Here is a 13,005-nt window from a genome sequence, read left to right as displayed (position 1 = left end):
TAGCTGGATTATTGGCAAAGCACTTTACCCTGTGTGAGGCAACCAAACAAGCAAAATCATTTGGAGGTGATCTATGACCTTTAACCAAGGGAAGACACTTAAAGCCTAATGATGATAGGCAATTCAGAGGTGTGTAATGATAATTAAAAATGGCTGTCAGGGGGAGGATGTTAAAAGTGTTCAGGAAATCCTCAAAAAACTTGGTTATAACCCAGGCCTGATAGATGGCATTTTTGGTGAAAAAACTGACAATGCTGTTATACAATTTCAAGAGGATTACTGCCTATATGCCGACGGCATTGTAGGGCAAAATACATGGGGTGCATTGCATAATGAGTTAGCAATTAATATGGATGAACAGGTGCACCCATTAACATCACATAATATGCAAAAAGAGTTGCTGGCGTGGGTGAGGGTGCCAGCAGATAAATACAGAGATGGCTATGATCGGTTTTTCTTGCGAGAGGATGTTGCTACAGCCTATATGAAAATACGGCAGCAGGTGGTTGAAGCAGGAGGGAAACTTACCAGCTCTGGCGCAAGGCGTGCGTTAAATGCCCATGTAGGAGCATCTCGCAGTGCAACCTCGTTTCACTATATTGGTAGAGCGCTGGACTTGTTTGTTGGTAGTGGTATGGAAAATAGAGCAAGAGATCCTTTTGTTGTGACACCGGAAGGAGACCGTTATTGGAGAGTATTTGCCAGGGCTGAAGGTGGCGAGAAAATGGAATTAAATGCGGTCACCTATGGAGCTAGGAGACAAGGTAAATGGATAACAGGTAAGTTTATTGATATTACTACATTATTTGAAAAAGAAGGTTTTAAACGGATTCGGGCCCGTCGTTCTTTTTTTAGTGGTGGCAGTTGGTTGGGCGCTGAGTGGTGGCATTTCCAGTATGAAAAAGGCCTAGAAAAAGATATTTCTACTTTTGGTGGTGAATTATTAAAAGTTTACACTGAAGGGCAGTTACAAGAAACACCACCTTGGCAGTATAGAAACAGAATATATAGCGTTGACTGGTTTTAAAATATATTTTTAACCATTAATTGACTTTATGCCATAGAGCTTGATTATCTAATGGTGTCTTAGGGGGTAACAGTGGATTAGTAAAATGAAAAATAATTCGGTTTTCCATGTTGGCTGATTTAAAAATCTCGGCATGTGCTGGGTGGTTATAGAAAAGTTTGTCAAAGCTACCATCCTTAATCGCTATCCATAATCCTCTTTCCAGTCTATCGGCAAGGGCAGTATTTGCTTTATTTACAAAGAAATAAAAAGGGGCTGGATAAACAAGCATAAGAGTTTGGTTCACTATAAAGCGTTCCTTTTGGTGTGAGGCTACTTCTCCCCAAATCTCAGTCACGCCACGGGGAAAATAGTCAAACCGACCGTGTTTTAACATAGCAAATAGCCCCTCATAGTCAGGGCTGGTAACTGTGGGTATACCATTTGCCTTGAGAATAGCTGTATCGGGCCAATCGTGCCCTTGACCCGCACGATATTGCTTTAAAGCTTCAAGGTTGTTAATTGACTCAAATTTAGCTTTATCTGCTTCTCGAATAATAAAAATACGATGGCCAAGTAATCCTTTTAACAAAGGGATTCGAATGGGTAACAATAGTTCCTCTCGGCGACGGGATGTCATCGTCCATAATACGTTGATAAATTTGTTTTCTTGAAGGCTGGCAATAGCTCTATCTTGACTTAAAGGCGACTCGGCCATTTTTACTGTGAAGTTTCCATCCATCGCTTTGGTTTTATTAAGAACTACATGTAATAGTTCGATGTAATATAAATCTCTATTGTCAGTATCACTGTACCTTGAAACATGGGTAATAGTAAGATCGCATAACGCTAAGCGACTAGTCAGAATCAAATAAATCAAACAGGTTGGCAGTGCTACTTTCATTTTTCGTTGCCACATTACTGTTATTTAATAGTTCAGTATACCAGTATAACCAGTGGTATACCCATTATGAATCATTTAATGACCAAGCTATCTATTAAATAAGCAAACACTAAAGCCCGAGACGGCGATAATTAACTATAGTGATGGCCTAAGCGTTAGCTGGAAGAGTAAAGATTAACCTGCTTTTTCCGTATTTGTATTGTTATCTTGGCTATTGATTGGCTTGGGTGGCTTTTCGGGTAAGTCCAGTTGATTAAAGTCAGGGTTAACCAGTTCCTGCTGGATGCGTTGAAATTCTTGCATTAAGTTATCAGGTAGCTGACTTTGTGATGATAACTTGTGTTGCAGGTTGGTTAATTTCGATGAAATTTGCATCCGCTCAGATAATAGTTGCTCGTTAATACGACTTTTAGCGGCATTCTCTTGCAGTGTGATACTTTCTTTCACATCACTTTGAATAATAGATTCCACTGCACTGGCCAGGCGATAAAGAACTCGATACACAACAGAAGCGGAAAAACCACCTAACAGTGCTAACACAGGTTTACCTAAACCATGTAAGGAGGCAGAAAGTTTGCCTTCATTCTCACTGATAGTTTCGATCGGAATAAGCGAGGCTACAATAATGCCAGATAATAGCCCTAAAACAAAACGAATCCAGTAGGATGAGCCGTGTATTTCATCAAAGGTTCTATTTTTAATATAGTAATTAGCCTGAAATAAACCAGCAAATGAAGCCCCAATGGCGGCTGCAGCTAACAAAAATAACTCATTTACCAGTAGGGATATGCCAGAGTTTTCCAATAAGCTAAAATTACTTGGCATACCATTAACATAACTGGATAAACTTAGGGTGATAAAACTAATCAATGCAGCGATAGCCACTAAAATCATATGGCGAATTAATGGTACTGGCCCTAAAAACGTTATCCATTTTGATTTTTGACTTTCACTTGCTAACAGTAATAGGGTTTTTGGTCTGGCGGGGGCAATTAAATCAGCTAAATGATTATGAATTAATGACAATTGATGGGCATTGTTTTTAGGGAGATTATTGTTAGGCGTATTACCTGTTGTATTATCAATTAACTCCATTTGTGGAGAATCAGTGGTTTGGTCATTAAATTGTAAACTTTCTAACTCATAAGCTTCCAAAGAGGCGGCTAAATTGGCTGGCACCTTTAACCCCGAAGCAAATGCATACTGCATCATGGCTTTGCATTCAATAAGAATATCCTGTTGTAAAGTACTATCCGTTGGCATTGGTGCTTATCCCTAAGTTTGGTTATCAAAATGAGTATAGCTACAAAAACGAACACAAGCCTATCCTAAACGCCCTCAGGTGAATGTTCATCATAAAGACAGAAAAACCAAGATAACCGATGACCCAGGTGGAACAGGGGTTGAAATTGTCAAAGAAATAGCCGTGTGTCGCGCTTGCTATGATACACTCCAAGAATAGTTTATGAGCTAAACGGCTACTGTAAACACTACAGTAGCCGTTTATATTGATTATCCAAGGGCAATTATTTCTCCGTATTTTCCAGGCGCATAATAATTTTCACCGTTGGGTTTATAGACTCTAAAGCGTTGCCAGTCTGATAGTTTATTATCAGCAGGTTGCGCTACATAACCTTCGCGGCACTGGCGATTAACCGTTAAGTAATCTTCCTCAGATACACTCATATATTTAAAATATTTACCCCATACAATATGGCTTTCATGCCACTGACCGGAAATAGTGACATAATTGTCGTAGTTTCCTTTTAACCAGTACCAGTCTTCACCATCAGGTGTTGCACAAAAGACATAGGTCCAGGCAGCATGGGCATTTGTTTGAATCAGAAGTGATAGTACCAGCGTGGTCGCTAACCGAATTTTATTCATTGAAATATTTCCAATAACAGTTAAAAATTTATAATTTTATTGTCGTATAGTTGGTTGGCATATAGATTTTATGTAGTGAAATGTGTCTGAATTGTAATTATGCTTCTAATATCTAACGATTGTTAGCGGTGTCTATGGTGATCGGAGAGCTTAATGCGAAGAATATATTTCTTAACAAGATGCTGTCAGGAGGTAGCGTTGTACCTTAGTCACTACAGGTAATGGTACGCATGTTGGTTTTTTAGCATAAATAGCTATAGACCTTGATATTGAGGATGGCTACAATCTCTGGCCTCAGTCGCTGCCCCTCTTGGGAGAGTTTATGTCATTGGACCCTAAAATTCTTTTTACTGTATTTAGTGCGGTATTTATTGCTGAATTAGGCGATAAAACCCAATTAGCAACCATGTTATTTGCTGCAGATAAGCAGGTGAGTAAATGGACTGTTTTTATTGGTGCGTCATTAGCGTTAATTGTGGCGTCAGCCATTGGCGTATTAATGGGGAGTTTGTTAGCGAATTATATTAATGAAAAATATCTCTCTTACATGGCAGGTTGTGCGTTTATCGTTATTGGTAGCTACACCCTCTATCAAGCCTAAAGCTAATATAAAGTCATAAATAAAAGCCACAGTGAAGAATTGTTTAGGCAAGGCCATCGAGTGATGAAACCCCAGGAGCTTATTGGTCATAAGTGACTGGGGTGAAGAACGAAGGCAGCTAATTGCTCCTGTATGAACTGCATTTTCACCATCCTTGGTGGTCATAACACAGTCTAAAAATTTTTCACGAAGGATTTATTACATATTAGGGTAGTTTGGTCCTCCTGCCCCCTCTGGTGTCACCCAAGTTATATTCTGTGCCGGGTCTTTAATGTCACAGGTTTTACAGTGCACACAGTTTTGGGCGTTAATTTGGAACTGCTTGCCACCTTCATCCGCTTCGACTACCTCATAAACCCCAGCAGGGCAGTAGCGCTGTGCCGGCTCGTCATATTTAGGCAGGTTTTCCCGAATCGGTAGGTCAGGGTCGGTTAGCTGTAAATGACAAGGTTGGTCTTCTTCGTGGTTGGTATTAGAAATAAATACTGAGCTGAGCTTATCAAAGCTAATTTGATTATCAGGCTTGGGATAATCAATTTTTTTGCACTCAGCTGCTGGTTTCATTTGTGCGTAATCGGGCTTTAAATCATGCATGGTGAAGGGCAGTTTGCCATTGAATAAATTTAAATCAATATAAGCAAAAGCTGCACCTAAAATATTGCCAAACTTGTGCATCGCTGGGCCAAAATTACGTTGCTGATACAGCTCTTTATAAGCCCAGCTGGCTTCATACGCTGCTGTAAATTCAGTAAGCTCCGGCTTCGCTTCAGCCCCCGATGATAAAGCGTTAAAAATAGTTTCGGCGGCGACCATACCTGACTTCATTGCGGTATGTGAGCCCTTAATTTTGGCAAAGTTCAGAGTGCCTGCATCACAGCCAATTAATAACCCGCCAGGAAAAGTCATTTTAGGTAATGACTGGATGCCCCCTTTGCTAATGGCCCGGGCCCCATAAGATACACGTTTTCCACCGGCTAAATATTGCTTAATGACAGGGTGTTGCTTATGTCGTTGAAATTCATCAAAGGGACTGACATGAGGATTTTCATAACCTAAGTCAGTGATTAGACCCACGACAACTTGATTGTTTTCTATATGATAAAGAAATGAACCACCATGGCTGCCACTTTCTTTTAGTGGCCAGCCGGTAGTGTGTACGACTAAACCAGGCTGATGTTTTTCTGGGGGAATATCCCATAATTCTTTGATACCAATACCATAGTGCTGTGGCTCTTTGCCTTCATCAAGCTTGAATTTGGCAATTAACTGTTTACCTAAGTGGCCTCGACAACCTTCGGCAAATACGGTGTATTTAGCATGTAGCTCCATGCCAGGCATATAACTGTCTTTGGGCTGGCCATCATGACCAATTCCCATATCTCCGGTAATAATACCTTTAACGGTACCCTTATCGTCGTACAGTACTTCAGCTGCAGCAAACCCTGGGAAGACTTCCACACCCAGGCTTTCTGCCTGTTCAGCTAACCAGCGACAGAGGTTACCTAAGCTGATAATGTAGTTGCCTTCATTGTGCATGGTTTTTGGTATTAACAGCTGAGGAACCTTAATCGATTTCTCAGCATTATTAAGCACATAGATATCATCCTGAGTGACAGGGGTATTGAGGGGCGCTCCTTTGTCTTTCCAGTCAGGAAATAATTCGGTGAGTGCGGTTGGCTCTAAAATAGCACCGGATAAAATATGAGCGCCCACTTCGGAGCCTTTTTCAACAACACATACAGTTAGTTCTTGGTTTGCCTCTGTTGCTAATTGCATTAGCCGACAGGCGGTGGCTAAGCCTGCAGGGCCCGCCCCGACGATGACTACGTCAAACTCCATCGATTCACGTTGCACTATGAAATCTCCTACCCAGGCTAAGAGCTATCTTTACGGGTAACCACTAAGTAGCTTGAAGATAGCTGTATTGTTATGTCAGACTACGGTCGATTTTAAACGCTTGTTTTAATTTTGTCTAATGGGCACAATATACTACTGTAGTGTCACTAAATGTATGGTGGCATTAAATAATGAAGATACCCAGTCGATGGTACTCAATTATAATGGCACTCAAATTAGGATGACACCTAATGGTAGTGGCTTTTATTCATACGACAGTCAAAACAGTGTCAATGGTAAAACAGGCTTGGTGAACCATAAGGTTACCAAATTATGTATGCAGCAAGACAGGTATTTTTATTGCTGTTTAAGCGAGTAGCGACTATTTAAAGTGGCTAAATCGTTTTCAACGGGTGGTATCTTGACCTGCTATAGCAATCAGTTCAAGATACTTCCGAATTTTGTCGCACAAGGATTGTCGTATTTTTTGTGCCGATTATTAGTTACCTGTTGATAACAGGTTTTTCACCCACGAACATGATACGAGGAATCCATGAAGATTCTTGTAGCGGTCAAGCGCGTTATCGATTACAACGTGAAAGTTCGAGTCAAGCCGGATAATAGTGATGTTGATTTAACCAATGTCAAAATGGCGATGAACCCATTTTGTGAAATAGCGGTTGAAGAAGCTGTTCGCTTAAAAGAAAAACATAAGGATGCGGCGGTTGAAATTGTTGCGGTTTCGTTAGGGCCTAAAGAAGCGCAGGAGCAAATTCGCACAGCATTAGCACTCGGTGCCGATCGCGGTATTTTAGTGCAATCTGATGAAGCCTTAACCTCATTAACCGTGGCTAAGATTTTGAAAGCCATTGTTGATGAAGAAAAACCCGATCTGGTTATTTTGGGTAAACAGTCCATTGATACCGATAATAACCAAACAGGTCAGATGCTGGCAGCGCTGGCTGGTTTGCCTCAGGGTACTTTTGCTTCAAAAGTTGAATTGACGGATGGCAAGGTGGCTGTAACCCGTGAGGTGGATGGCGGTTTGGAAACTGTCGCATTGCAACTGCCAGCTATCGTTACCACTGATTTACGCTTGAATGAACCTCGCTATGCCTCATTACCGAATATTATGAAAGCCAAGCGGAAGCCATTGGATACTAAGTCACCTGCTGACTATGGTGTTGAGGTGGAGTCAACCATTAAAACCTTAAAAGTCGAGCCGCCAACTGAGCGACAAGCAGGCATTAAGGTGGCAAGTGTAGAAGAGCTGGTTGATAAGCTAAAAAATGAAGCAAAGGTGATTTAAATGAGTGTACTGGTTATTGCAGAGCACCATCAGGGCAAACTACATGGCGCTACCCTAAATGTTGTCTCTGCGGCGAAAGCGATTGGTGGGGAAGTTGATATCCTGGTAGCGGGGCATCAGTGTGGTGCGGTAGCTGAAGAAGTAGCTAAAGTTGCTGGTGTTAATAAAGTATTGGTTGCAGACCAAGCGGCATATGCCCATCAGCTGGCAGAAAATATTAGCTTATTAGTGGCTGAGTTAGGCAAAAACTATGGGCATGTATTAGCAGCGGCTACAACAACCGGCAAAAACTTTATGCCACGGGTAGCTGCTTTACTCGATGTTGATCAGATATCCGATATTATACGTGTTGACAGTGTTGATACCTTTGCTCGACCCATCTTTGCAGGTAATGCAATTGCCACTGTACAGTCTAGTGCGGTCACGAAAGTGATTACCGTCCGCACGACAGGGTTTGATGCAGCAGAAGCCGAAGGTGGTAACGCAACGATTGAACCTTTAAGCACCAGCCATGATGCAGGCACCTCTAGCTTTGTTAGTGAAGAGATGGTTGAGTCAGATCGCCCAGAGCTGACGGCTGCGGATATCGTGATATCCGGTGGTCGCGGTATGGCAAATGGAGAAAACTTCGCCATGCTATACAGCCTGGCTGATAAATTGGGCGCTGCAGTAGGCGCCTCCCGTGCAGCAGTCGATGCAGGCTTTGTCCCCAACGATATGCAAGTAGGGCAAACGGGTAAAATTGTAGCGCCTAATTTATACATCGCTGTGGGGATTTCTGGAGCTATCCAACACTTGGCGGGTATGAAAGACAGTAAAGTGATCGTGGCCATTAACAAAGATGAAGAGGCACCTATTTTTCAGGTAGCTGATTATGGTTTGGTGGCTGACTTGTTTGAGGTTGTTCCTGCCTTGGAAAAGCTGCTATAGGAAGATGATTACACCTCTATCTCGTTTGGCTATTGCCGTTAGTGAAATACCAAACGAGAGACTAGTGGTCCATGTACCGCTAGTAATTATCTTATTAAATGAATATTTAACCAAAAGAATCGGAAAATTAGCCAAATTTTTGTTCTTATAACAAAAAGACGCTATTCAGTTAATTTTCATTCTGATATGTTTACTGCTTTGTAAACCAGAGTCTGTTTTGTTATTTAAACTGTTAAGTGAACAAGAATTTTCCAATCTAGAAAAAAACGCTAGATTTATTAGGTATATGTTGAGTTGGTTAATGCCGAGGTGTCTCTTTTGATCAATATTCTTGTGGCGGATGACCATGACTTGGTAAGAACCGGTATTACCCGGATGTTGGCAGATGTTGATGGCATTGAAGTGGTTGGCGAAGCTTCTAGTGGTGAAGAAGCCGTAGAGCTGGCCAGAAAACTAAAGCCTAATGTTGTGCTGATGGATGTCAAAATGCCAGGCATTGGTGGCTTAGAAGCAACTAAAAAAATCAATCGCCTTGGACTTGATATAAAAGTGATTGCGGTGACTGTCTGTCAGGATGAGCCATTTCCTTCCCGTTTGTTACAAGCCGGTGCAGCAGGGTATGTGACCAAAGGTGCAGACCTGTCTGATATGATTGATGCCATTCATAAGGCTTACCAAGGCAAACGTTATATTAGCCCTGATATTGCCCAGCAGTTGGCACTTAAGCCTTTCCAGCAAGATAATGCTTCCCCTTTTGATAGTTTGTCTGAGCGTGAAATTCAAATCGCAATGATGATTGTTAACTGCCACAAGGTACAGGCCATTTCCGATAAGCTATGTTTAAGCCCAAAAACAGTGAACAGTTATCGCTATCGTATTTTCGATAAGTTGAATATCAGTAGTGATGTAGAGCTAACGCTGTTAGCAGTGAAGCATGGTATGCTTGATGCGGAGGCGATGAACTAGCAATTTGCAAATGAATAAACAACCTACCTGTTAGCTTTCTTAGCTGCGCTTAATATTCATTGATGACCAATGTCAGCTACCTTCGGGTGGCTTCTCATTTCCTACTGTTATCGTTACACTGGTATCAGTGCACGTATTTTCTATTTCTTGACAAGCCCATTAAGCCATCGCTGTGAATGCAGAAACCTCATTAGACTTTGATTACAAAACATTTCTAGCCCGTTTAACCCAAAAGCCTGGTATTTATCAGATGTATGATAAAACAGATCAGGTGTTGTATGTGGGTAAAGCGAAAAACTTAAAAAAGCGGGTCAGCAGTTATTTTCGTGCCTCGGGATTAACGACTAAAACTATGGCACTGGTGAGTAAAATTGCTCGCATTGACGTGATGGTCACCAACAGTGAAGCTGAAGCACTTATTTTAGAGCAAAATTTAATTAAGCAATTTAAACCACCTTATAATATCTTGCTGCGAGATGATAAATCTTATCCTTATATTTACTTATCCAGTCAGGATACTTTTCCACGACTAACGTTTCATCGGGGTAAAAAATCGTCACCAGGGGATTACTTTGGACCATTTCCCAGTTCTGGTGCTGTGCGTGAAAGCCTTAATTTACTGCAAAAGGTGTTTAAAGTTCGTCAGTGTGAAGACAGCTTTTTTAAAAATCGCTCTCGCCCTTGTTTGCAATACCAGATTAATCGTTGCAAAGCTCCTTGTGTTGGTTTGGTATCTGAGGAAGAGTACTTGCAAGATGTTGCGCACTCCCAATTGTTTCTAGCAGGTAAAAATCAGCAATTAATTGCCATGCTAATAGAAGAAATGGAAGCGGCTTCCCAACAATTATACTTTGAACAAGCCGCGCAGTTGCGTGACCAAATTCAGTACTTACAACAAGTGCAGGCCCATCAGGCAGTCAGTGGTGAATCAGGGGATGTTGATGTCATTGGTTATGCAAGCAATGGTGAGCTAGGCTGCTTAGTGGTGATGTTTGTGCGGGGAGGGCGGGTGTTAGGGCAGCGTAGTTTTTTCCATTCTCTCGGGGCAGAGCAGAGTCAGCTGGAACAAATTTCTGCTTTTCTATCACAGTTTTATTTATCAGTGAATCAAGTGGGTTACCCGAAAGAAGTGGTATTACCCACTGCCTTACCCGATAGCCAGTGTTTGTCAGATGCTATCAACCGACAGGCCGAGCACCGACTGTTGTTTAAGCATCAGGTGAGAGGCGAGCGACGACAATGGCTACAGCTGGCAGAAAAAAATGCAGCCCAGCAATTAGCTAGTCGGTTAGCAGATAAACAGCAAGTGGCTGATCGTGTAAACTTACTACAGCAAGGATTAGGTATAGACACCATTAGTCGTATTGAGTGTTTTGATATTAGTCATTCCAGTGGCGAGGCGACAGTTGCTTCTTGTGTTGTATTTGGCTTGCAAGGAGCCATCACTAGTGATTACCGACGTTATAATATCAAGCAAGCCGTCGCGGGTGATGATTATGGAGCAATGGCAGAAGTCCTTCAACGGCGCTATCAAAAAGCCCTGGTTGATGCTGAGGCAGCACTGCCTGACCTGGTGCTGATTGATGGTGGCAAAGGGCAGTTAGCAAAGGCTCAGGAAATTTTCACTGAACTACAGTTAAGCCACATTCAACTAGTAGGGGTCGCCAAAGGGGTTACTCGAAAGCCGGGCCTGGAAACCCTGTGGCTGTTAGATGAGCAAGGTCAGTTTAAAGAAATACAGCTTAGGGAGCCTGGTGCTTTACTACTGATTCAGCAAGTTCGAGATGAGGCCCACCGGTTTGCGATCACGGGGCATCGCCAGCGACGCAGTAAAGCCCGGCAACGTTCACAGCTTGAAGATATCCCTGGTATTGGTGCTAAACGTAGGCAACAACTGTTGAAGTTTTTTGGAGGGCTTAGTGGGGTCAAGCAAGCTTCTGTTCAAGAGTTAAGTAAGGTACCTGGACTGAGTCTAAAGCTAGCTGAGGTTGTTTATAATACTTTACATCCAGAATAATCCCTCTAATATCATGCACGTTCCTTGAAAAGTAACAAAGATAAACAAGCTATTAAGCAAGCTAAGCTTTTAGTAAAACAAGAATACTCGCTGTTATATGAATATCCCAAATATTTTAACCTCCTTACGAATTATCCTGATTCCCATTATTGTGGTTGTTTACTATGTACCAATGCCTTGGAGTTACCATGTTAGTGCCATTATTTTTGCTGTGGCGGCCGTTACTGACTGGTTTGATGGTTATTTAGCTAGGAAGCTCAATCAAACAACACCTTTTGGTGCATTCTTAGATCCTGTTGCCGACAAGCTAATGGTAGTCGCTGCCTTAGTGTTGTTGGTGGAAGAGCATGCCAATTTTTGGTTGACCTTGCCTGCATTAATCATAGTGGGTCGTGAAATTGTCATCTCTGCCTTGCGGGAGTGGATGGCAGAGTTAGGTAAACGCACCAGTGTGGCGGTATCTTTTGTAGGCAAGTTGAAAACAACAGCACAAATGTTGGCTATCTTTGTCTTGTTAACGGCACCAGCTGGTATTGAGAGTACTGGTTACTTTATTGGTTTTGGGTTGTTGTATTTGGCAGCAATTCTTACCTTGTGGTCGATGGTGGTGTATTTAAAAGCTGCCTGGCCTGACTTGGACCCTTTTAAAAATATTCATCAGGCGCCTACAGACACTGATGAGTGACACAAGTAGGGAAAAATGTGTTTAATAAAGCTGCAATCTGTTGTGTTTTTGAGCGATTAAAAGAAAGAAAAAATTATTTGCAAACAATAGCTTGACATAAAAACCTAGTTGCCTAAAATACGCAGCACTTGAAGCGGGAATAGCTCAGTTGGTAGAGCACAACCTTGCCAAGGTTGGGGTCGCGAGTTCGAGTCTCGTTTCCCGCTCCAAAAAATATGGCTGGGTGGCAGAGTGGTCATGCAGCGGACTGCAACTCCGTGTACGCCGGTTCGATTCCGACCCCAGCCTCCATATTTTTTAGTAATAAGCAGTAAAGATAGAAAGTTTCAAGTAAAGCCCGGGTGGCGAAATTGGTAGACGCAAGGGACTTAAAATCCCTCGGAGGAATACTCCGTGCCGGTTCGACTCCGGCCCCGGGCACCACTTCTAAAGAGTTATAGCGTTATTGAACGCCAACTAAATCTTGATTCATAATATTTTTCATAATATCCAGTAGTCGCAAGCAAATGTTTGTTTGATCAACTGTCGTGTTTTTTGTCCTTACGATTCACTGTCGGAACTACCCGAATTTTCCTGTCATATATTTCAGTCTGGGTGATGGTTTTGTGACCACTAAACTCCTGCTTGTCTGAAAGGTTGCCCTCAAAGTGAGATATACCTTTTGCTTTAATATCATGAAACGTAAAATCTAAGGCAATGCTCAATCCCTTATTATCAACTTCCTGTTGAGCTTTATTTTTAGCTAAATTCCAGTGATAACGAAATCCATCGTAGCTGTATCGAGTACCATCAGCTTTATGGATAACATTAAATGAAGAAAGTCCTGGTAGTTTTCTGGCTAGTTTAATTGCTCTTCGCAAATCA

The 13,005-nt window shown here is 42.0% G+C and carries 12 protein-coding genes and 3 tRNA genes; 10 read left to right on the top strand and 5 right to left on the bottom strand.

The annotated features are described in order from the left end of the window. Positions 1 to 136 precede the first annotated feature (136 nt). Positions 137 to 1,027, top strand: a complete 891-nt coding sequence (locus OQE68_RS26640; protein WP_180569570.1) for a peptidoglycan-binding domain-containing protein — start codon at positions 137 to 139, stop codon at positions 1,025 to 1,027. A gap of 16 nt (positions 1,028 to 1,043) precedes the next feature. Here OQE68_RS26640 and OQE68_RS26635 read toward each other — a convergent pair whose 3' ends face one another. The 3 genes from OQE68_RS26635 to OQE68_RS26625 form a co-directional block, all read right to left on the bottom strand. Beyond that, positions 1,044 to 1,910 carry a type 2 periplasmic-binding domain-containing protein gene (locus OQE68_RS26635; protein WP_180569571.1) on the bottom strand — a complete coding sequence of 289 codons (867 nt, stop codon included), beginning with the start codon at positions 1,908 to 1,910 and terminating at the stop codon, positions 1,044 to 1,046. Positions 1,911 to 2,084: 174 nt separating this feature from the next. After that, the gene (locus tag OQE68_RS26630) at positions 2,085 to 3,173 is read right to left on the bottom strand and encodes a hypothetical protein (RefSeq protein ID WP_180569572.1); all 1,089 of its coding nucleotides are present in this window, start codon (positions 3,171 to 3,173) and stop codon (positions 2,085 to 2,087) included. Between the two features lie 249 nt (positions 3,174 to 3,422). Next, positions 3,423 to 3,797, bottom strand: coding sequence for a hypothetical protein (locus OQE68_RS26625; protein ID WP_180569573.1), 375 nt, complete (start codon positions 3,795 to 3,797; stop codon positions 3,423 to 3,425). A 322-nt stretch (positions 3,798 to 4,119) separates the two neighbouring features. Here OQE68_RS26625 and OQE68_RS26620 point away from each other — a divergent pair, with 322 nt between their 5' ends. Further along, a complete protein-coding gene (locus OQE68_RS26620; protein ID WP_219340088.1) occupies positions 4,120 to 4,398 on the top strand; it encodes a TMEM165/GDT1 family protein in 279 nt (92 codons plus the stop codon). A gap of 198 nt (positions 4,399 to 4,596) precedes the next feature. Here OQE68_RS26620 and OQE68_RS26615 read toward each other — a convergent pair whose 3' ends face one another. Then, complete coding sequence (locus OQE68_RS26615) at positions 4,597 to 6,252, bottom strand: electron transfer flavoprotein-ubiquinone oxidoreductase (protein ID WP_180569574.1); 1,656 nt, start codon at positions 6,250 to 6,252, stop codon at positions 4,597 to 4,599. A gap of 535 nt (positions 6,253 to 6,787) precedes the next feature. On the opposite strand from OQE68_RS26615, the gene OQE68_RS26610 reads away from it, so the two are divergent. The 8 genes from OQE68_RS26610 (at position 6,788) to OQE68_RS26575 (ending at position 12,564) form a co-directional block, all read left to right on the top strand. Beyond that, the gene (locus OQE68_RS26610) at positions 6,788 to 7,543 is read left to right on the top strand and encodes an electron transfer flavoprotein subunit beta/FixA family protein (RefSeq protein ID WP_180569575.1); all 756 of its coding nucleotides are present in this window, start codon (positions 6,788 to 6,790) and stop codon (positions 7,541 to 7,543) included. Beyond that, positions 7,544 to 8,473, top strand: coding sequence for an electron transfer flavoprotein subunit alpha/FixB family protein (locus OQE68_RS26605; protein ID WP_180569576.1), 930 nt, complete (start codon positions 7,544 to 7,546; stop codon positions 8,471 to 8,473). It abuts the gene before it with no gap. A 318-nt stretch (positions 8,474 to 8,791) separates the two neighbouring features. Next, positions 8,792 to 9,439 (top strand): UvrY/SirA/GacA family response regulator transcription factor, encoded by a 648-nt coding sequence (uvrY, locus tag OQE68_RS26600; protein WP_180569577.1) that lies wholly within the window; start codon positions 8,792 to 8,794, stop codon positions 9,437 to 9,439. A gap of 172 nt (positions 9,440 to 9,611) precedes the next feature. Continuing rightward, entirely contained in the window at positions 9,612 to 11,456 is a 1,845-nt protein-coding gene (gene uvrC / locus OQE68_RS26595) for an excinuclease ABC subunit UvrC (RefSeq protein ID WP_266195835.1), read from the top strand. A 97-nt stretch (positions 11,457 to 11,553) separates the two neighbouring features. Further along, entirely contained in the window at positions 11,554 to 12,141 is a 588-nt protein-coding gene (gene pgsA, locus OQE68_RS26590; RefSeq protein ID WP_180569578.1) for a CDP-diacylglycerol--glycerol-3-phosphate 3-phosphatidyltransferase, read from the top strand. Between the two features lie 133 nt (positions 12,142 to 12,274). Then, positions 12,275 to 12,350 (top strand) — tRNA-Gly (locus tag OQE68_RS26585). Positions 12,351 to 12,358: 8 nt separating this feature from the next. After that, a tRNA-Cys gene (locus OQE68_RS26580) sits at positions 12,359 to 12,432 on the top strand. A 44-nt stretch (positions 12,433 to 12,476) separates the two neighbouring features. After that, positions 12,477 to 12,564 (top strand) — tRNA-Leu (locus tag OQE68_RS26575). 95 nt (positions 12,565 to 12,659) lie between these two features. Here OQE68_RS26575 and OQE68_RS26570 read toward each other — a convergent pair. Then, positions 12,660 to 13,001, bottom strand: a complete 342-nt coding sequence (locus OQE68_RS26570; RefSeq protein ID WP_180569579.1) for a site-specific integrase — start codon at positions 12,999 to 13,001, stop codon at positions 12,660 to 12,662. Between the last annotated feature and the right edge of the window lie 4 nt (positions 13,002 to 13,005).

The sequence above is a fragment of the Spartinivicinus marinus genome, assembly GCF_026309355.1.
Classification (GTDB): Bacteria; Pseudomonadota; Gammaproteobacteria; order Pseudomonadales; family Zooshikellaceae; genus Spartinivicinus; species Spartinivicinus marinus.
Note: the sequence above shows the minus strand (reverse complement) of the source record. Positions and strands in the feature narration are given on the sequence as shown.